The sequence below is a fragment of the Yokenella regensburgei ATCC 49455 genome, assembly GCF_000735455.1.
GTDB classification, from domain to species: Bacteria; Pseudomonadota; Gammaproteobacteria; order Enterobacterales; family Enterobacteriaceae; genus Yokenella; species Yokenella regensburgei.
This window is the reverse complement of the sequence record NZ_JMPS01000020.1, coordinates 163889-182605: the sequence shown is the minus strand read 5'-3', so window position 1 is coordinate 182605 and position 18717 is coordinate 163889. Positions and strand designations below refer to the sequence as shown.

16 protein-coding genes are annotated in these 18717 nt (G+C 54.7%); 6 read left to right on the top strand and 10 right to left on the bottom strand.

Annotated features, from left to right (window positions below; genetic code table 11):
* Nucleotides 1-18: 18 nt before the first annotated feature.
* Nucleotides 19-840, bottom strand: coding sequence for an AraC family transcriptional regulator (locus GYRE_RS05550; protein ID WP_038253681.1), 822 nt, complete (start codon nucleotides 838-840; stop codon nucleotides 19-21).
* Nucleotides 841-1067: 227 nt separating this feature from the next.
* On the opposite strand from GYRE_RS05550, the gene GYRE_RS05545 reads away from it, so the two are divergent.
* Nucleotides 1068-2468 carry an MFS transporter gene (locus tag GYRE_RS05545; RefSeq protein WP_038253679.1) on the top strand — a complete coding sequence of 467 codons (1401 nt, stop codon included), beginning with the start codon at nucleotides 1068-1070 and terminating at the stop codon, nucleotides 2466-2468.
* Between the two features lie 10 nt (nucleotides 2469-2478).
* On the top strand, nucleotides 2479-4434 hold the full coding sequence (locus tag GYRE_RS05540; protein ID WP_038253677.1) for a glycoside hydrolase family 127 protein: 1956 nt from the start codon (nucleotides 2479-2481) through the stop codon (nucleotides 4432-4434).
* Nucleotides 4435-4438: 4 nt separating this feature from the next.
* Here GYRE_RS05540 and GYRE_RS05535 read toward each other — a convergent pair whose 3' ends face one another.
* From GYRE_RS05535 to GYRE_RS05500, 9 genes are all read right to left on the bottom strand, one after another.
* Nucleotides 4439-4846 carry a type II toxin-antitoxin system HicB family antitoxin gene (locus GYRE_RS05535; protein WP_038253675.1) on the bottom strand — a complete coding sequence of 136 codons (408 nt, stop codon included), beginning with the start codon at nucleotides 4844-4846 and terminating at the stop codon, nucleotides 4439-4441.
* A gap of 2 nt (nucleotides 4847-4848) precedes the next feature.
* Complete coding sequence (locus GYRE_RS23575) at nucleotides 4849-5046, bottom strand: type II toxin-antitoxin system HicA family toxin (RefSeq protein ID WP_072009046.1); 198 nt, start codon at nucleotides 5044-5046, stop codon at nucleotides 4849-4851.
* 220 nt (nucleotides 5047-5266) lie between these two features.
* On the bottom strand, nucleotides 5267-6805 hold the full coding sequence (gene exaC, locus GYRE_RS05530) for an acetaldehyde dehydrogenase ExaC (protein WP_006817732.1): 1539 nt from the start codon (nucleotides 6803-6805) through the stop codon (nucleotides 5267-5269).
* A 92-nt stretch (nucleotides 6806-6897) separates the two neighbouring features.
* Nucleotides 6898-8049: an L-threonine dehydrogenase gene (gene yiaY / locus GYRE_RS05525; protein ID WP_038253673.1), complete on the bottom strand. Its 1152-nt coding sequence runs from the start codon at nucleotides 8047-8049 to the stop codon at nucleotides 6898-6900.
* Between the two features lie 165 nt (nucleotides 8050-8214).
* A complete protein-coding gene (selB, locus tag GYRE_RS05520) occupies nucleotides 8215-10071 on the bottom strand; it encodes a selenocysteine-specific translation elongation factor (protein ID WP_038253672.1) in 1857 nt (618 codons plus the stop codon).
* Nucleotides 10068-11456 (bottom strand): L-seryl-tRNA(Sec) selenium transferase, encoded by a 1389-nt coding sequence (selA, locus tag GYRE_RS05515; protein ID WP_038253669.1) that lies wholly within the window; start codon nucleotides 11454-11456, stop codon nucleotides 10068-10070. Before selA ends, selB begins: the two co-directional genes overlap by 4 nt.
* A 98-nt stretch (nucleotides 11457-11554) precedes the next feature.
* Nucleotides 11555-12163, bottom strand: a complete 609-nt coding sequence (locus tag GYRE_RS05510; protein WP_038253666.1) for a glutathione S-transferase — start codon at nucleotides 12161-12163, stop codon at nucleotides 11555-11557.
* Nucleotides 12164-12402: 239 nt separating this feature from the next.
* Nucleotides 12403-13539, bottom strand: coding sequence for an HlyD family secretion protein (locus GYRE_RS05505; protein WP_038253664.1), 1137 nt, complete (start codon nucleotides 13537-13539; stop codon nucleotides 12403-12405).
* Between the two features lie 2 nt (nucleotides 13540-13541).
* Nucleotides 13542-13904, bottom strand: coding sequence for a DUF3302 domain-containing protein (locus tag GYRE_RS05500; protein ID WP_006817738.1), 363 nt, complete (start codon nucleotides 13902-13904; stop codon nucleotides 13542-13544).
* Nucleotides 13905-14438: 534 nt separating this feature from the next.
* Between GYRE_RS05500 and GYRE_RS05495 the strand changes: the two genes are divergently transcribed.
* The 4 genes from GYRE_RS05495 to GYRE_RS05480 all read left to right on the top strand — a co-directional run bounded on the left by GYRE_RS05495 (nucleotide 14439) and on the right by GYRE_RS05480 (nucleotide 18621).
* Nucleotides 14439-16355 (top strand): PTS mannitol transporter subunit IICBA, encoded by a 1917-nt coding sequence (locus GYRE_RS05495; protein ID WP_038253662.1) that lies wholly within the window; start codon nucleotides 14439-14441, stop codon nucleotides 16353-16355.
* 109 nt (nucleotides 16356-16464) lie between these two features.
* Nucleotides 16465-17613 carry a mannitol-1-phosphate 5-dehydrogenase gene (gene mtlD, locus GYRE_RS05490; RefSeq protein ID WP_006817741.1) on the top strand — a complete coding sequence of 383 codons (1149 nt, stop codon included), beginning with the start codon at nucleotides 16465-16467 and terminating at the stop codon, nucleotides 17611-17613.
* Nucleotides 17613-18200, top strand: coding sequence for a mannitol operon repressor MtlR (gene mtlR / locus GYRE_RS05485; protein ID WP_087943241.1), 588 nt, complete (start codon nucleotides 17613-17615; stop codon nucleotides 18198-18200). The genes mtlD and mtlR overlap by 1 nt, the downstream gene beginning before the upstream one ends.
* Before the next feature lie 58 nt (nucleotides 18201-18258).
* Complete coding sequence (locus GYRE_RS05480) at nucleotides 18259-18621, top strand: YibL family ribosome-associated protein (RefSeq protein WP_006817743.1); 363 nt, start codon at nucleotides 18259-18261, stop codon at nucleotides 18619-18621.
* The last annotated feature ends 96 nt before the right edge of the window (nucleotides 18622-18717 follow it).

The following is an 18717-nucleotide window of genomic DNA, read 5'->3' as shown; positions in this document are numbered from 1 at the left end:
CTCGTGAATGCTCACCCATTATCCGGAGTTAATATGTTCTTTGCAGTAACGTCGTTTCCAGCCGGCTGGCGTCATTCCGGTGTGTTTTTTGAATATCTGGCGAAAATAACCAACATCATTAAACCCGCAGCACAGAGCAACCTCTTTTAGTGAGGCAGAATTGCTAATGAGCTGCTTTTCTGCCGCGATGATCCGCTGACGGTGGATAGCTTCCGTCAGCGTCAGGCGAAATACACGGCGATAAACACGCCCAAGATAATCAGCATTGCAATGTAATTCTGCCGCCATTCCGGAGGTGCTCAACGGTAAATGATACTGTGTACGAATTATCTGTTGTGCCCGATACGCCAGCGCCATACCGCGCCCATCCCGGAGGGGATCGCTGAATGCCGATACCGATATCTGTTGCAGTATAAGTAATAAAATGAAATCCAGAGCGATACTGCGATGAATATTCTCCTGCTCATGCAAAAATTGCCGAAACAACGACACGACGTACTGTGGATCGTTGACCCGTAAATGCTGTGGAAGCCGCATCGGCATCTGCTTATTCGTCATCGCGCTGCAATTATCAGTCAGTTCAAAATGCAGCCAGTAAAACTTAAGATCATCCGGAAATTCCCCTACCCCAACATGCCGCCGGTGGGGCCAGAGCAGCAAACTTTCTCCGGCGTTGACCGTAAAAGTCTGTTCTTCTTCGCGTAGCGTCAGCGTCCCTTTCTCAACATAAATTAATTCCCAGGAGGATAATTTCCTTGCCGGATGACTTCCCACTCCCCGGGAAATAAACAATCCGCCGTTTTGTACGCTAAGCGGAAGCGCTATGGATAATTCAAGCATGGATATGTATATTCCCGTTAATAATTGATGAAAAACAGTTCTTTCTCTTTGATTATTAATCAAATTTATTAAAAACCCTCGATCGGCTTCACAGATTTATCATCAGGTCGGAATCGTTATCTTTTTATACTTTTCCCTTCCCTTGTTGCCTTCGTTATTCCAGGCAGAATTATTCGGGTACACAACACAAATAAGAAAATCCCACCCTACAAAGTGAGGAGTACCCTATGACTTCAACACCGATTGCCACAACGGGCCCGGTGCCACTGACCTCCGCCGACAGGCTTTCCGTGCGGGAAAAAATTGGCTATGGGCTGGGCGATGCCGGGGGAACCGTCATCACCTGTCTTATCATGAATTTTCTGACCTTTTTCTATACCGACATTTTTGGACTGACACCTGCATTAGTCGGCACCTTGTTTATCGCTCTTCGCGTATTTGACGCGATCTCTGACCCCGTCATGGGGGTGATTGCGGACCGCACGCAAAGCTGCTGGGGTCGCTTTCGCCCCTGGCAGCTATGGGCTGCACTCCCCATCGGCGTCATTGGCGTGCTGACCTTTACCATACCGGAAGCCAGCATGAGCGTAAAAATTGCCTGGGCTTTCGCGACTTATCTATTGTTATCAGTGGGCTACACCGCCATTAACGTCCCCTACTGCGCGCTTATCAACACCATGACCACCCGCCATAGCGAAGTGATTTCCTGCCAGTCGTGGCGATTTGTTCTCTGCGGCGTGGCGGGGTTTTTGGTCTCTGTCGGCCTGCCATGGCTGGTTGCTGAGCTGGGCCAGGGTGATGCGGCACGGGGCTACCAGCTTGGCGTAGGGGTTCTGTGCGCCGTGGCGGTGGTGATGTTCCTGTGCTGCTTTTTCTGGGTCCGTGAACGTGTCCCGCTGGCGATGATGGGGAAATTCACTCTGCGCGAACACCTCTCCGGGCTGCGCAAGAATGACCAGTTGCTGCTGATGCTGGTCATGTCTTTTTTGCTCATCAACGTATTTAACATTCGCGGCGGGGGCTACATGTACTTCATCACCTATGTGCTGGAGGGCAGTACCGCCTACACCTCGCTTTTTTTCACGATGGTCACTTTAGCCGCTATTCTGGGTTCGGTCCTCGTCAATCCACTATCGCGCCGTTTCGACACCGTCAGGCTCTATTACTACACCAACCTGGTACTGGCACTGCTCGCCGTCGGGATGTGGTGCCTGCCCACCGGTCCCGCCTGGCAAACCCTGTGGCTTGTGGTGATCCTCGGCAATGGCATTATCCTTGGGTTCACGCTGCCGCTGCATTTCTCCCTGATGGCCTTTGCCGATGACTACGGCGAATGGAAAACCGGCGTGCGTTCCTCGGGAATGAACTTCGCCTTCAACCTGTTTTGCATCAAGCTCGCATGGGCCTCCAGCGCTGGCATCATCAGTCTGGTGTTTATCTTCGTGGCTTATCAGCCCGGAGCCGGGAACCAGACCCCGTCATCGTTGCAGGGGATCACCATGATGGAAACCCTGCTACCCGCCCTGTTCCACCTGCTGCTGGCCTTCACAATACGCGCCTGCAAGCTCAATAACCCAATGATGGCGCGTATGGCGAACGATTTGCGCCAGCGTCATGTTCAGTCTTAAGGAGAACCTTATGTCCGTGGTGGAAGTGAATCTGCATAAACTCAGCGTCAGCGATCCTTTCCTGGGTAAGTACCAGCAGCTGGTTCGGGACATTGTTATTCCCTATCAGTGGGACGCCCTCAATGACCGCATTCCGGAGGCTGACCCGAGCCATGCGATAGCCAATTTCCGTATTGCTGCCGGGCTGCAGGAAGGCGAATTTTTCGGCATGATTTTTCAGGACAGCGACGTCGCGAAGTGGCTGGAGGCAGTGGCCTGGTCCCTGTGCCAAAAGCCGGATCCAGAGCTTGAGAAAACCGCCGATGAGGTCATTGCGCTGGTCGCGGCCGCCCAGTGCGATGATGGTTACCTGAACACCTGGTTTACGGTGAAAGCGCCGGAAAAACGCTGGACTAACCTGGCTGAATGTCACGAGTTGTACTGCGCCGGACACATGATTGAAGCAGGCGTAGCCTTCTTCCAGGCCACCGGAAAGCGCCGGCTGTTGGACGTGGTCTGTCGCCTGGCGGACCACATCGACCGCACTTTCGGCCCCGCTGAACATCAGCTTCACGGCTATCCGGGGCATCCGGAAATTGAGCTGGCGCTGATGCGCTTATACGAAGTAACCCGCGAGTCGCGCTATATGCACCTTGTGAAGTACTTCGTCGAACAGCGGGGAACTCAGCCACATTTTTACGATATTGAATATGAAAAACGCGGCAAAACCTCCTGGTGGCATAACTATGGCCCGGCGTGGATGGTCAAAGATAAGGCTTACAGCCAGGCGCACTTACCGCTTGCCGAACAGCAAACGGCCATCGGCCACGCGGTGCGCTTCGTCTATCTGATGACCGGCGTGGCGCACCTTGCCCGCCTGAGCCAGGATGAGCAGAAGCGCCAGAATTGCCTGCGCCTGTGGGACAACATGGCATCTCGGCAGCTGTACATCACCGGAGGCATCGGCTCACAGAGCAGCGGCGAGGCCTTTAGTAGTGATTACGATCTACCAAACGATACGGTGTATGCAGAAAGCTGTGCCTCGATTGGCCTGATGATGTTTGCCCGCCGGATGCTGGAGATGGAGGCCGACAGCCGCTATGCCGACGTCATGGAGCGCGCGTTGTACAACACCGTGCTCGGCGGCATGGCGCTCGACGGCAAGCACTTCTTCTACGTAAATCCCCTGGAAGTGCATCCCAACTCGCTGAAATTTAACCACATCTATGACCACATCAAGCCCGTGCGCCAGCGCTGGTTTGGCTGCGCCTGCTGCCCGCCCAACATCGCCCGCGTGCTCACTTCACTTGGTCATTACCTCTACACCTCACGCGACGAGGCGCTGTACATCAACCTCTACATTGGCAACAGCGTGGAGATCCCGGTCGCTGGCCATGCGCTTCGTTTACATATCAGCGGTGATTATCCGTGGCAGGAGCAGGTCAGCATTACCGTGGAGTCACCCGATACGGTTAACCACACTCTGGCTCTGCGTATCCCCGACTGGTGTGTCAACGTACAGGTCATGCTGAATGGTGAAGAAATCCCGCTGCTGCCGCGAAAAGGTTATCTGCACATCACCCGCGACTGGCAGGAGGGCGACAAGCTCCTGTTGACGCTGCCCATGCCGGTGCGCCGCGTTTACGCCAATCCACTAATGCGCCACGCCGCAGGAAAAATCGCCATACAGCGTGGACCGCTGGTCTACTGCCTGGAGCAGGCTGACAACGGGGAAGAACTCCATAACCTGTGGCTACCCAAAGATGCCACCTTCCGCCTGCTCGAAGGCAGAGGCGTTCTGGCGCATCAGGTGCTGATTCAGGCCGACGGTGTGAAACGTACGGCTCGCTCCGCTGAAACTCAGCCGCTGTGGCAGTACGACCACGCCCCCGCAGAATCTCAGCCCCACACGCTAACCTTTATCCCGTGGTTCAGTTGGGCAAACCGCGGCGAAGGTGAGATGCGTGTCTGGGTGAATGAGGGGTAATGAACTAGCCAGGCAGCACCCGTCGTGCTGCCTCAGCAAGAAAAGCACTTCGATTAGCGAAGTCAGAATGCTCGCTGACGAAGCTATCAATTTTTACGAGCAGACGTCGCGGTATTGTGATGTTGATACGCTCAGCACGACCGTCGAACTGGCTCATATTAATATCCACCAGCAGCCATTGCCCACCGCTGAAATCTTCCGGATGCGTCTCCAGATGCTTTTCGACCACTCCCGGTCCAGGTAACGCGTCCTCCATTTCATACAGCAGCTCAAAATGCGCTACCAGTGCGCTCTTTGCGTCCTGAAATGCCTCATCCAGCGTATCCCCGGCAAAATAACACCCCGGGACATCGGGGAAAAAACCACTTGCACTACCGTCTGGGTCTGCATGAATGTAAGCCGGATAAAACATGATTACTCCTCACGTGATGGTTTAATTCCGGCTTGCCGCCAGATTTGCGCCAGAGTGCCTGGTTTTATGTCTTTGCGGGGATGCGGGACAGTAACGAGCCCAGGAAGATTGGGATGACAAAACTGATGGTGGCTTCCTTTCACTCTTTTCTGAATCCAGCCCTGTTTTTTCAGAATGGTGATGACATCCGCACTGGTCACATTCCCCGCCTTCCATGATTATACACACCATACACATTGCACAGTGAAGATACTCATCACATTAGCGTGAGCAATGGAGGTTTTCAGCCTCAAAAGTCAGGAAAAGGAATGCGGTACGCAGGGAAAAATATGCCAATCTGCAACTCTCATGAATAACTACGATCGAGCCTGCAAGATATACGCAAGCGCCCTTATCCACGAGGGCGCTTGCTGTTCCTCGTCAGAATAAGCCCAGCGGCTTATCGGAGTAACTGACCAGCAGACATTTGGTTTGCTGGTAGTGCTCCAGCATCATCTTGTGGGTCTCACGGCCAATACCTGACTGCTTGTAGCCGCCAAATGCGGCATGCGCCGGGTACGCGTGATAACAGTTAGTCCATACGCGCCCCGCCTGAATCCCCCGGCCCATTTTATAAGCCAGATTGCCATTGCGGCTCCAGACGCCAGCACCGAGTCCGTACTGGGTATCGTTGGCAAGCTCCAGCGCTTCCTCCATAGTTTTGAAGGTGGTCACCGCCAGCACCGGGCCAAAGATTTCCTCCTGGAAAACCCGCATATTGTTGTTGCCAAAGAGAATAGTTGGTTCGAGGTAATACCCCTCTTTCAGGTCACCCTCCAGGCGGCGGCGGCGTCCGCCGGTGAGGATATCCGCCCCTTCTTTCTTGCCGATATCGATATAGTTGAGGATGGTGTCGAGCTGGCCATGTGAGACCTGCGCCCCCATCTGCGTGATTTTATCCAGCGGGTTACCGCTACGAATGCTCTCTACCCGACGAATAGCACGCTCCATAAAGCGCTCGTAGATAGACTCCTGCACCAGCGCGCGGCTTGGGCAGGTACACACCTCGCCCTGGTTGAAGGCGAACAGCGCAAAACCTTCCAGCGCCTTATCGAAATAGGCATCTTCTTCATCCATCACATCGGCAAAAAAGATGTTCGGTGATTTACCGCCCAGTTCGAGCGTTACCGGAATAATATTCTGGGTGGCGTACTGCATGATCTGCTGGCCGACCTCCGTCGAACCGGTAAACGCCACCTTGGCAATGCGCTTAGAGGTTGCCAGATGTTCGCCAATCTCACCGCCGGCACCGTTTACCACGTTGAGCACGCCAGGCGGCAGCAGATCGCCGACAATCTCCATCAACAGCAGGATTGAGAGCGGTGTCAGGCGCGCTGGTTTCAGCACAATGCAGTTCCCCGCGGCCAGCGCCGGGGCCATTTTCCAGCTTGCCATCAGCAGGGGGAAGTTCCACGGGATGATTTGCCCCACCACGCCCAGCGGCTCATGGAAATGATAGGCAACAGTGTCGCTGTCCACCTCGCTGATACCGCCTTCCTGAGCGCGGATACAGGAAGCAAAATAGCGGAAATGATCGATAGCGAGCGGTACGTCGGCACCCATGGTTTCACGAATCGGTTTGCCGTTGTCCCAGGTTTCAGCCGTGGCCAACAGCTCCAGGTTCTGCTCCATGCGGTCGGCAATTTTCAGCAACACCGCCGCACGATCCTGCACTGAGGTATGTGCCCATTTATCTTTTGCTTTATGCGCTGCATCCAGCGCCAGCTCAATATCCTGTTTACCAGAGGAGGCCACTTCACACAGTACCTGGCCCGTCACTGGCGTCAGGTTTTTGAAGTACTCCCCGTTGACCGGAGCGACCCATTCACCACCAATAAAGTTGTTATAGCGGGGTTTTAATTTAAGCGGGTAACCGTATTCACCTGGCTGGATATTTGCTGTGTGCGGGTTGTTCGTCATGGCTGCCTCCTTACCGTGAATGTCCAGTAAGGTTAGTCGTGGCTGGCGAGTTCTTCGCCAGCCGGTCACGACTTTACGACCGCTGTCACGGATTACATGGCGGCGCGATAGATAGCCATAATCTCTTCATGAGTGGCGGTGACAGGGTTAGTCAGGCCACAGGCATCGTTCAGCGCGTTAGTAGCAAGCACCGGGAAGTCTTCTTCTTTCACATTCAGCGCGCGTAGTCCTGCCGGGATATTGACCTCCTGTGCCAGGCTACGAATCTCTGCGATGCAGGCCTCTGCCCCCTGCTGTGCGTTCATGCGGCTGACATCGACGCCCATCGCCTGTGCGCAGTCACGCAGACGAGCAGCGGCAACCTTGCTGTTGAACTGCTGGACATGAGGCAACAGCACCGCGTTGCACACGCCGTGCGGCAGATCGTAGAAACCACCCAGCTGATGCGCCATCGCATGAACATAACCTAAAGAAGCGTTATTGAAGGCCATACCGGCCAGGAACTGGGCATAAGCCATGGCTTCACGTGCCGCCATGTTGCTGCCATCTTCCACCGCGTGGGGAAGGTGTTCCGCTATCATGGTCATTGCTTTCAGCGCGCAGGCATCAGTGATTGGCGTAGCGGCGGTAGACACATAGGCTTCAATAGCGTGGGTGAGCGCATCCATACCGGTCGCTGCGGTGAGCGATTTCGGCATGCCCATCATTAATGTAGGATCGTTAACGGATAACACTGGCGTGACGTGTTTATCCACGATCGCCATTTTAATATGTCGTGATTCGTCGGTGATAATGCAAAAACGCGTCATTTCAGATGCGGTACCGGCGGTGGTATTAATCGCAATCATCGGTAACTGCGGTTTTTCCGAGCGATCTACGCCTTCATAATCACGAATTTCGCCACCGTTTGCTGCAACCAACGCAATGCCTTTCGCACAGTCATGCGGTGAACCGCCGCCGAGAGAAATAACGCAATCGCACTGATTTTCTTTTAATAATTCCAGCCCTGCCGCCACGTTTGCGGTTGTCGGATTAGGATGTGTACCATCATAAATAACGCTGAATATATCGCGCTCAGCCAGCGATTTTTGGATCTGGCCAGCCATTCCTAGCTTGTTCAGCATGGTATCAGTGACAATCAGCGCCCGGCGCCAGCCGTGTTCACGTACGGTATCAATTGCGCTGGTTAATGAATCTGCGCCAATAATATTCACTGAAGGGATATAAAATACGGATGTTGTCATGGTCGTTCCTTAATTGCGATCAACGACCATCGAGCTTACGAAAAAGACATTACCAACAACAGGGATAAACTATTTTTTTGCGACCTTCCCCGCAGGTTAAAAATTTAAATCCTGCGGGGAGAAATATTAACTAACAAAAATAACCATTTGGTAGTATTTGGTCTATTATTCTTGATCGCTTATTTCAGGAAATAATAATGCATCGCGTAATAAATGATCGTTTCCGCGACGCCGCGTAAAACCAATACGATCGAAATATTCGAGAATTTGAATCGCCAGTTTGCGCCCGACGTTTAAGGTATCGCGAAAGTCTGCCGCACAGGTGGAGCCACGAGCCAGATCCAGCTCACGGATCATCTTCGCGAAAGTTACGATACGATCGTTACGGTAATAACGATCTTTCACGATCGCCGTAATCATCCCCTGCTGTGCCGCCTGCCGCAGTACGCCACGCATCACCTGCTCATCGGTGCCCGTTTCTCGTGCCAGGTCACGCACCCACCAGGGTTCGTCGCCAAACAGCGGTTCTGCTTTCAGCCAGATAGTCTGCTGCTCATCGGTAAATCCGGCTTTATGATCCGGCAGGTGCAACCAGCCGTGATGACTTTGAATGGTACCGCCGTCACGCATCTGTTCAATCAGCGTCAGCACCAGTGCTTCATCTTCCATCGGTAACGCAATGCGCCGCAGACGTTCACGCCCCGGCCCCGGCTCGTCACGATGCTGTTCGTGATAGCGCGACAGCGCATCGAGGAGTTTACGCTGCCAGCCCGCAGCCAGCGGTGCATCAAGCAGGCTACCGCTGGCCTGAATGAAACCCGGTTTCCCCAGAAGCGCCTGCAGACCCGTATCGTTAAGCTGGCGTGCCCAGCCGAACGTCGCCAGCTTCACCGCATCACGCTGCAGATGAACGTCCAGCGCTTCGGCATCGTCCTTCACAGCGGCCAGCGCGTGCAACCATTGCAGATATTCAGGTTTACGTTTGCCACGTTTTGGCGAATGCAGTGTCACCACTCTGGCCCCGGCAAGGGTTGTACGGGCAGAGACGTCGCGCAGCACCAGACGGTCGTTATCCGCAAGCCACAGCGGCTTATCAAGCACCAGCTCCGCCAGGTTGCCCTCCAGCAGCGAAACACGACCGGTGATGTGGCTTGCCGCGTGGTGAATGTGCAGCGGTTGCCACTGGCTCAGCGGATGGTGGGTTTGCAGCTCAACAATGACGCGTTCTGCAGCCTCCGGCGGCGTTTGCGACAGCAGCCAGTCACCGCGGGTCAGCGCCTCTTTCTCCACATCACCGCTAATATTCAGGGCAATGCGTTGCCCGCCGTGGGCGTGCTCTACCGGCTGATTCTGCGCATGGATACCACGCACTCGCACCGGCGTATCTACCCCGGTCAGCCACAGCGTATCGCCGGTTTTCACATCACCGGAAAACGCCGTCCCGGTCACTACCAGGCCTGCCCCTTTCACGGTGAACGCCCGGTCGATGGCCAGCCGGAAACGCTGATGTTCCGGATGCGCTCGCTCTGGTAACCGGAGGAGATGTTCTCGCAGTGCATCAATACCACGGCCTTCGGTAGCCGCCGTTTCAAACAGTGTGGCGCTGGTAAAGCCAAACTCCTGCAGCACCGCACTAATTTCCTGGCGTACTTCATCGATGCGCGCGGCTTCAACACGGTCAACTTTCGTTAGTGCAACCGTCAGGGTTGGATTACCGGTCAGTTGTAAAATCGCCAGATGTTCACGCGTTTGCGCCATTACGCCATCATCACAGGCCACCACCAGTAACGCGTGGTCGATACCGCCCACACCTGCCAGCATGTTGGAGAGAAACTTCTCATGACCCGGAACATCAATAAAACCCAGCACACGGCCATCAGGCTGTGGCCAGTAGGCGTAGCCAAGATCGATGGTCATCCCGCGCGTTTTTTCTTCCGGCAGGCGGTCGGCATTCACGCCGGTTATCGCCTGCAGCAGCGTCGTTTTACCGTGGTCAACATGCCCGGCAGTAGCAATAATCATTTCAGTAGCATCTCCAGAAAACGCAATTCATCTTCAAGGCAGCGTAAATCCAGCCACAGGCGACCCTCACCTGTACGACCGATAACAGGAACCGGCAGCGCACGCCAGCGTGCGGCCAGCGCCTCCAGGCTACCGCCGCGACCGTCGCGGGGGGTAAAGGTCAGAGCCACACCAGGCAGCCGGTCAACAGGTAACGCCCCGCTGCCAATCTGCGACAAACAGGACGCGATAGTAACCTCAAACTCCGGGTAGCGCGCGGCAAGCTGCGGCTGCAGGCGTTCGGCCTGCTGACGAATATCCGCTTCAGAACGCGTCAGAAGACGCAGCGTTGGCAGCGTCTGGCACAGGGTTTCCGGATGCAGATAGAGCCGCAGCGTGGCTTCAAGCGCCGCCAGGGTCATTTTGTCTGCCCGCAGAGCACGCTTTAGCGGGTGCTGCTGCAGACGCTCAATCCACTCGCGCTTGCCGACGATAATCCCGGCCTGCGGTCCTCCCAGCAGCTTATCACCGGAGAAACTCACCAGACTCACGCCTGCGGCTATCATTTCCTGCGGCATAGGTTCTTTCGGTAGCCCGTACTGGCTGAAATCCACCAGCGTACCGCTACCGAGATCGGCCATCACCGGCACATTCAGCTCCCGGCCAAGCGCCGCCAGTTCAGCTTCATCCACCGATTTAGTAAATCCCTCAATGCTGTAGTTGCTGGTATGCACCTTCAGCAACATGCCCGTATCTTCGTTCACCGCGTCGCGGTAATCCCAGGCGTGGGTGCGGTTGGTGGTGCCCACTTCACGCAATACACAACCGGCCTGGCGCATCACGTCGGGAATACGGAATGCGCCGCCAATCTCCACCAGCTCGCCGCGTGATACCACCACCTCTTTGCCGGCAGCGGTTGCCGCCAGCATCAGCAGCACCGCAGCGGCATTGTTGTTCACAATGCAGGCGTCCTCTGCGCCGGTCAGCCGACAGAGCAAATCTGCCAGCGCCCGGTCACGATGACCGCGTCCAGCACCTTCCAGACTGTATTCGAGCGTCACCGGCGAACGCATCGCCTGCGCAACCGCGTCAACCGCCGCCTCTGACTGTAGCGCGCGTCCCAGGTTGGTATGCAGCACCGTGCCGGTCAGGTTAAACACCGGTCGCAGCGCGCTTTGCTCATCCTGCTCCAGGCGAGCAGCAACTTCCTGTGCCCAGGCCTCACACCACTGCGGTAACGCCCCCGTATCGCGGATAGCCGCGCGGGCTTCGTCCTGCATCAGGCGAAGCGTGTCGACAATTCGGCTATGGCCGAAACGAGCGAGTAACGAGGAAAAGGTCGGATCGCGCAGCAGGCGATCGGTGGCAGGAAGCTGGCTGTAGAGTGAACGGTTTTCGGTTGTCATGGAATGGCCTGGCTATGGGTTGCCCCCTCCCGACGGGAGAGGGGTGACGACATGCGGGGAATTGTACTGCGTGTTGCCGCGCTCGGACATAACCGGTATCAAGCCTTTGGTGGTTCTGTGCGCGCAAAGCTTTCGCGCTGGAACAGCGTCTCGACCAGTTTGACCAGGTGTGGGCGCGTGGCGCACCAGCCCGGGGCAATGCGGCGAAAGTTGAGATAGCCAATCGCACAGGCCACCGCGATGGTCGCAAGATTCACCTCATCCGCCTTCAGCGTGCCGTCAGCGATGTAATGCTCAAGCATGTCGAGGCTGCGACTAATCTTTTCCCGCTGGCGCAGTTGTTCATCCTGCGATTGCTGCGCCACCGGGCGCGCCAGTTCGCGAACCGCGACGAGCCCAGCATCCATAATGCCGTCGGCAAGCGACTCGAGTTGGCGCATCTTCAGCGCTGCTTTTGGCTCAACGGGGACCATCGTCGGGGCGACGTTTAACAGTTCAATATACTGGGCGATAATCGGCGAGTCATACCAGCACTCGCCGTCGTCGGTTAACAGAGCAGGCACTTTGCCGAGGGGATTGTATTGCGCCACGCCGTTTTCGGCGTTGTAGGGCATTTCGTTGATGAAGTCGAAGGGGATACCTTTCTCCAGCAAGAGAACCGAAATTTTGCGCACAAACGGACTGGTATAACTGCCGATCAGTTTCATTGCCTGCTCCTTGTCACCGACGAAGATACACAAAGGTATAGGTTGCGCCCTACAATTGCACGCGTTTGGCGCTGATAGTCATTTTTAAGCAGGGTAAGGCGCGAACGGCGAAGTTTGGGGACCCAAATGAGTCGTGAGCAACACAGCCATGCTTAAAAATGACCTCAGCCCTTCGGGACGCGTGCAATTGTAGGGCACAACCTTGTATGGTGCAGGCAATGTAAAAACCTGATTAAAGATTAATGATCGAGATACAGGTAATGCATCCAGCTGGTCATCCGCAGCAGTACTTTACGCATCACCGCAACATGACTAAAGTGGTCTGAATAGACCGCCACCTGGGCGTAAATACCGTCCGGCAGCGCGTCCACCTCCTCGTTTGGTGTAAGCTCAATCAGCGCCAGCACGCCGTCAGTGCCGGGCACCACGGTTAATGACTGCAGCGAGCCCTGCGCCTGGTAGGAGCCGCCAGGCACTACCGGAAGAATGGTGGTCAGCTTGCCTTCAAAAACCTGTCCTGGCAGGGCGTTGAATACCACTTCAGCTTCATCACCAGGCTTGAGACGCAGCAGCGAGTTTTGCCGGAACTGCGCAACAATCTGTCTTTTTTGCTCCGGAATAAACACCATCACCGGGCGCAGCGGCAGTGCTGCGGCATAGGTCCCCGGGCGGATCAGCACCTGAGTCGCATAGCCGTTGCTCGGCGCGCGGATCACCGTCTGATCGAGGTTGTAACGCGCTTCCGTCAACTGCGCACGCAGGCTGACAATTTGGGATTGCTCACCGTTGACCATGCTGTCGAGCTGGCTTTTAATCTGCGACTGCTCCGCGACCGACGATTTCACCATCGCATCCTGCGCCAGATAGTTTTGTCGGGCGTTATCAATATCGCTTTCCGAGAACGGGTTAACCTTGGCACGGCTACCCTGCAGATAACGCTGGTACTCTTTGTACAGCCTGTCACGTTCAGCACCCACCCGTTGGGTATTGGCGATAGCCTCGGTCAGTTGTCCCCTCAATACATCCGTATTATGGATAGCCGTCACCAGGTCGGCCTGCAGACGATCGACCCGCGCCTGATAGCGGGTCGGATCTAATTTAAATAACACTTCACCTTTCTTAATCAGTGAGTTTTGTTTATCTGTCACCTCACTCACTATTCCTGTCACCTGCGGAGTAATAGGGATCGAGATAACCGCTTTCTGCGCAGAAAAGGTGTACGGGTGGTTGTAGTTCATTAATAAGATAAGTCCCGCAACAATAAACACGCCCCCTAATGTTGCGGTAGCAAGCGTCCATTGGTTTACCGGGATACGGAATATTTTAAAGATGGCCCAGGCGAATGCCACATAGGTCAGGATAATCAACAAATCCATGATTAATTCTCCGGAAAGGTGGAGTTATCGGTTTTATTCTCCCGATCCAGTCTTTTTTCCAACTGGCTGATACGCGCTGCCAGTGCAGCAATCTCGGGGTCTGGATCCTTTCCGGTAGGAGTGACATGTGACTGCATGCCCCAGCCACGTTCAGGCTGGTAGAGCGTTGCCCAAATCCACAAGAACGGCCAAATGGCATGGAGTGTAAACAGGCTAATCCAGCCCGCCGTATGGATGGCATCGGCATGGGGATGGTTGCGCTTCTTAGCCATGTTGTAGGGAATATCGTGGATGGCGATGATCCCATAAAACAGAACCAAAAATACGAAGATCAGCACGCCCAACGCGAAATAATTTAGAAACATACCTGCCTCGTATTCACGCTATTTAGAGTTTTTTTATGCTGGCAGCCGTATGCACCCTGGCTGATGTTTTGAACATAACTGTTGTTAAGGTTTTTTGCCATACCACAAAAAAAATATTTTTTTTGGTCTTAAGTTGCTTTTTTTGGCAAGTAAAATGTCAGTGCCAGAATCTGGCGCAGATCACATCTGCTCAAATTCAGATGAAAATATTTTGTGATATTCATCACGCATTCATAACAAACACACACACCAACAACGTGATACCAATCACATTAAATTGCCAATTTGCGCTAAATCTGTACTGGCGATGGCTTTTCATACAACACTTTTGTGATGCTGATCACGCAAACTTATCCTTACCACCCTATATTAACGTGATGTAAATCACACTAATTGGCGCTAGCTGGACAGTTGAACGATTCAGTGCCAGATTTCGCCATATCAACAGGGTCCGGCTACCTCTGCCGCCACATTAACAAAAAAACCTCGGGCTTCCGGCCTGCGCGTCAGCAAACATAAGAAGGGGTGTTTTTTATGTCATCCGATATCAAGATCAAAGTGCAAAGCTTTGGTCGATTCCTCAGCAACATGGTGATGCCAAATATCGGCGCGTTTATCGCGTGGGGTATTATCACCGCATTATTCATTCCAACAGGGTGGTTGCCGAACGAAACGCTGGCGAAGCTGGTCGGCCCGATGATCACCTACCTCCTGCCGCTGCTGATCGGTTTCACCGGTGGTCGTCTGGTGGGTGGCGATCGCGGTGGCGTGGTCGGTGCTATCACCACAATGGGTGTTATCGTCGGTGCAGATATGCCGATGTTCCTCGGTGCGATGATCGCCGGTCCGCTGGGCGGCTACTGCATTAAGAAATTCGATGCGGCAGTTGACGGTAAGATCAAATCCGGTTTCGAAATGCTGGTGAATAACTTCTCCGCCGGCATCATCGGTATGATCCTCGCTATGCTGGCGTTCAAAGGCATCGGCCCAACCGTAGAGGTGCTGTCCAAGGCGCTGGCTGCGGGCGTTAACTTCATGGTGGCACACGACATGCTGCCGCTGGCGTCCATCTTTGTTGAACCGGCAAAAATCCTGTTCCTCAACAACGCCATCAACCACGGCATCTTCTCGCCGCTGGGTATCCAGCAGTCGCATGAACTTGGCAAATCTATCTTCTTCCTGATTGAAGCCAACCCGGGTCCGGGGATGGGCGTTCTGCTGGCGTACATGTTCTTCGGTCGCGGTAGTGCTAAGCAGTCTGCAGGCGGTGCAGCAATCATCCACTTCCTGGGCGGTATCCACGAAATCTACTTCCCGTACGTGCTGATGAACCCGCGTCTGATCCTCGCCGTTATCCTCGGCGGTATGACCGGCGTGTTCACCCTGACTATCCTGAACGGTGGTCTGGTTTCTCCGGCTTCTCCGGGTTCTATCCTTGCCGTTCTGGCGATGACGCCGAAAGGTGCCTACTTCGCGAACATCACTGCGATTGTTGCTGCGATGGCCGTTTCCTTCGTGGTTTCCGCTATCCTGCTGAAAACAAGCAAGGTTAAAGAAGACGACGATATCGAAGCCGCGACTCGCCGTATGCACGACATGAAAGCGGAATCCAAAGGTGCAGCATCTCCGCTGACCGCAGGCGACGTCACCAACGATCTGAGCCACGTGCGCAAAATTATTGTGGCCTGTGACGCCGGTATGGGTTCAAGCGCCATGGGTGCCGGTGTGCTGCGTAAGAAAGTGCAGGATGCGGGTCTTACCAACATCTCCGTCACCAATAGCGCCATTAACAGCCTGCCGCCGGATGTTGACCTGGTCATCACCCACCGTGATCTGACCGAGCGCGCTATGCGCCAGGTTCCGCAGGCACAGCACATTTCGCTGACCAACTTCCTCGACAGCGGTCTTTACACCAATCTGACCGAGCGTCTGGTAGCAGCACAGCGCCATACCGACAACGAAGAAAAGGTTCGCGATAGCCTGAAAGACAGCTTCGATGCGGACAACAGCCACCTGTTCAAACTGGGTGCAGAAAACATCTTCCTCGGCCGTCATGCGGCGACCAAAGAAGAAGCCATCCGCTTTGCCGGTGAGCAGTTAGTGAAAGGCGGCTACGTTGAGCCGGAATATGTCGAAGCGATGCTGGACCGTGAAAAACTGACCCCGACCTACCTGGGCGAGTCCATCGCGGTACCGCACGGCACGGTTGAAGCTAAAGACCGTGTGCTGAAAACCGGTGTGGTCTTCTGCCAGTATCCGCAGGGTGTGCACTTCGGTGAAGAGCCTGACGACATCGCCCGCCTGGTGATTGGTATTGCCGCACGCAATAACGAACACATCCAGGTCATTACCAGTCTGACCAATGCGCTGGATGATGAATCGGTGATTGAGCGCCTGGCCAGCACCACCAGCGTCGATGAAGTCCTGGCACTGCTGTCCGGTAAGAAATAAGTCCCTTAGTTCCCTCTCCCCTCGCGGGGAGAGGGCTAGGGTGAGGGGAAATCACGCGGTCCCTCACCCCAGCCCTCTCGGGTAAAAAACATGATTGAAGGTTAATACTATGAAAGCATTACATTTTGGCGCAGGTAATATCGGACGTGGCTTCATCGGCAAACTGCTGGCAGATGCTGGCGTAACGCTGACGTTCGCCGATGTAAACCAGGTGGTGCTCGACGCCCTGAATGCCCGTCATAGCTATCAGGTTCATGTGGTCGGTGAAAACGAGCAGGTCGATACCGTCTCTGGCGTCAACGCCGTCAGCAGTATCGGTGATGAAGTGGTCGAGCTGATTGCCGAAGTCGATCTGGTCACCACCGCCGTCGGTCCGGTTGTGCTGGAGCGCATCGCCCCCGCTATTGCCAAAGGCCTCGCTAAACGTAAAGCGCAGGGTGTGAATACCCCGCTGAACATCATCGCCTGCGAAAACATGGTGCGCGGTACGACCCAGCTTAAAGGCCACGTGATGAACGCCCTGGCTGATGAAGATAAAGCCTGGGTAGAAGCGCACGTTGGCTTCGTTGATTCCGCCGTTGACCGCATTGTTCCGCCATCGGCTTCTGCCACTCACGATCCGCTGGAAGTTACCGTGGAAACCTTCAGCGAGTGGATTGTCGACAAAACTCAGTTTAAAGGCACTCTTCCGGAAATTCCGGGAATGGAATTAACTGATAACCTGATGGCATTTGTCGAACGTAAGCTCTTCACGCTGAACACCGGCCATGCTATAACCGCGTACCTCGGACAGCAGACCGGGCATCAGACAATCCGTGACGCCATTCTCGATGAAAAAATTCGGGCAGTGGTAAAAGGAGCGATGGAAGAAAGCGGTGCGGTACTTATCAAGCGTTATGGTTTTGATCCGGCAAAACACGCCGCCTATATCCAGAAAATCCTCGGTCGCTTTGAAAACCCGTATCTGAAAGATGACGTTGAGCGTGTAGGCCGTCAGCCGCTGCGTAAACTGAGCGCAGGCGACCGTCTTATCAAACCGCTTTTGGGCACGCTGGAATATGGTCTGCCACACGTGAACCTGGTGAAAGGCATTGCCGCTGCGATGCATTACCGCAGCAAAGAGGATCCGCAGGCACAGGAGCTGGCACAACTCATCACCGAGAAAGGCCCACAGGCGGCACTCGCGCAGGTATCCGGGCTTGAGGCAAATAGCGACGTGGTGGCGGAGGCGGTTAACGCATACAACGCAACCAAATGATGGCAGAACTGGCGCGGAGCTATCCGCGCCCATTGATAAAGTTGTCAGATATGCAGGCAATAATGGAAGAAACGCAGGCCTTTGAAAACCGTGTGCTTGAACGTCTGAATGCTGGCAAAACCGTACGCGGTTTCCTGATAGCCGCCGTGGAGCTGCTGACCGAGGCCGTGAATATTCTGGTGCTTCAGGTGTTTCGCAAAGACGATTATGCGGTGAAATATGCTGTGGAACCGTTGCTTGACGGCGACGGGCCGCTGGGCGAGCTTTCCGTGCGTCTGAAGCTCATCTACGGCCTGGGAATGATTAGCCGCGCCGAGTATGAAGACGCTGAGCTGCTGATGGCGCTGCGTGAAGAGCTGAATCACGACGGCAGTGACTACGCGTTTACCGATGACGAAATCCTCGGCCCCTTCGGCGAACTGCACTGCGTTACCGCACTGCCCCCAACGCCGCTTCTGGACAATAGCGACCCCGAGCTACTGGCGATGCAAAAACAGCGCTACCAGCAGGTCGTTCGTTCCACCATGGTTCTTTCCCTGACTGAGCTGATTTCCCGAATCAGCTTAAAAAAAGCGTTTCAGAAGTAAGCCCGCCCACAATCGTGTATCCTTGCCGTTATCTCCCGCGTTTTTAGAGTTAATTGTCATGAAAGAAATCGAAAAGAACGAAATCAAGCGTCTGAGCGATCGCCTTGATGCCATTCGCCACCAGCAGGCCGATATGTCTCTGGTTGAAGGCGCTGAAAAGTATGCCGAACTGGAAAAAGAAAAAGCGACTATCGAAGCTGAGATCGCTCGCCTGCGTGACGTTCATAGCCAGAAGCTGAGCAAAGAAGCGCAAAAATTACAGAAGTTGCCGTTCCGCCGTGCCATTACCAAAAAAGAGCAGGCCGATATGGGTAAACTGAAGAAAACCGTTCGCGGTCTGGTGATTGTCCACCCGATGACCGCGCTGGGCCGCGAAATGGGCCTGCAAGAGATGACCGGTTTTTCGAAGACGGAGTTCTGACTCTGCACCGGGTGGCGCTGCGCTGCCCGGTCTCACCGCCTCCCCCGCCAATTGGCCCAACCAATCCCTGAACAATCCGTCCAGCCGTTCACAATT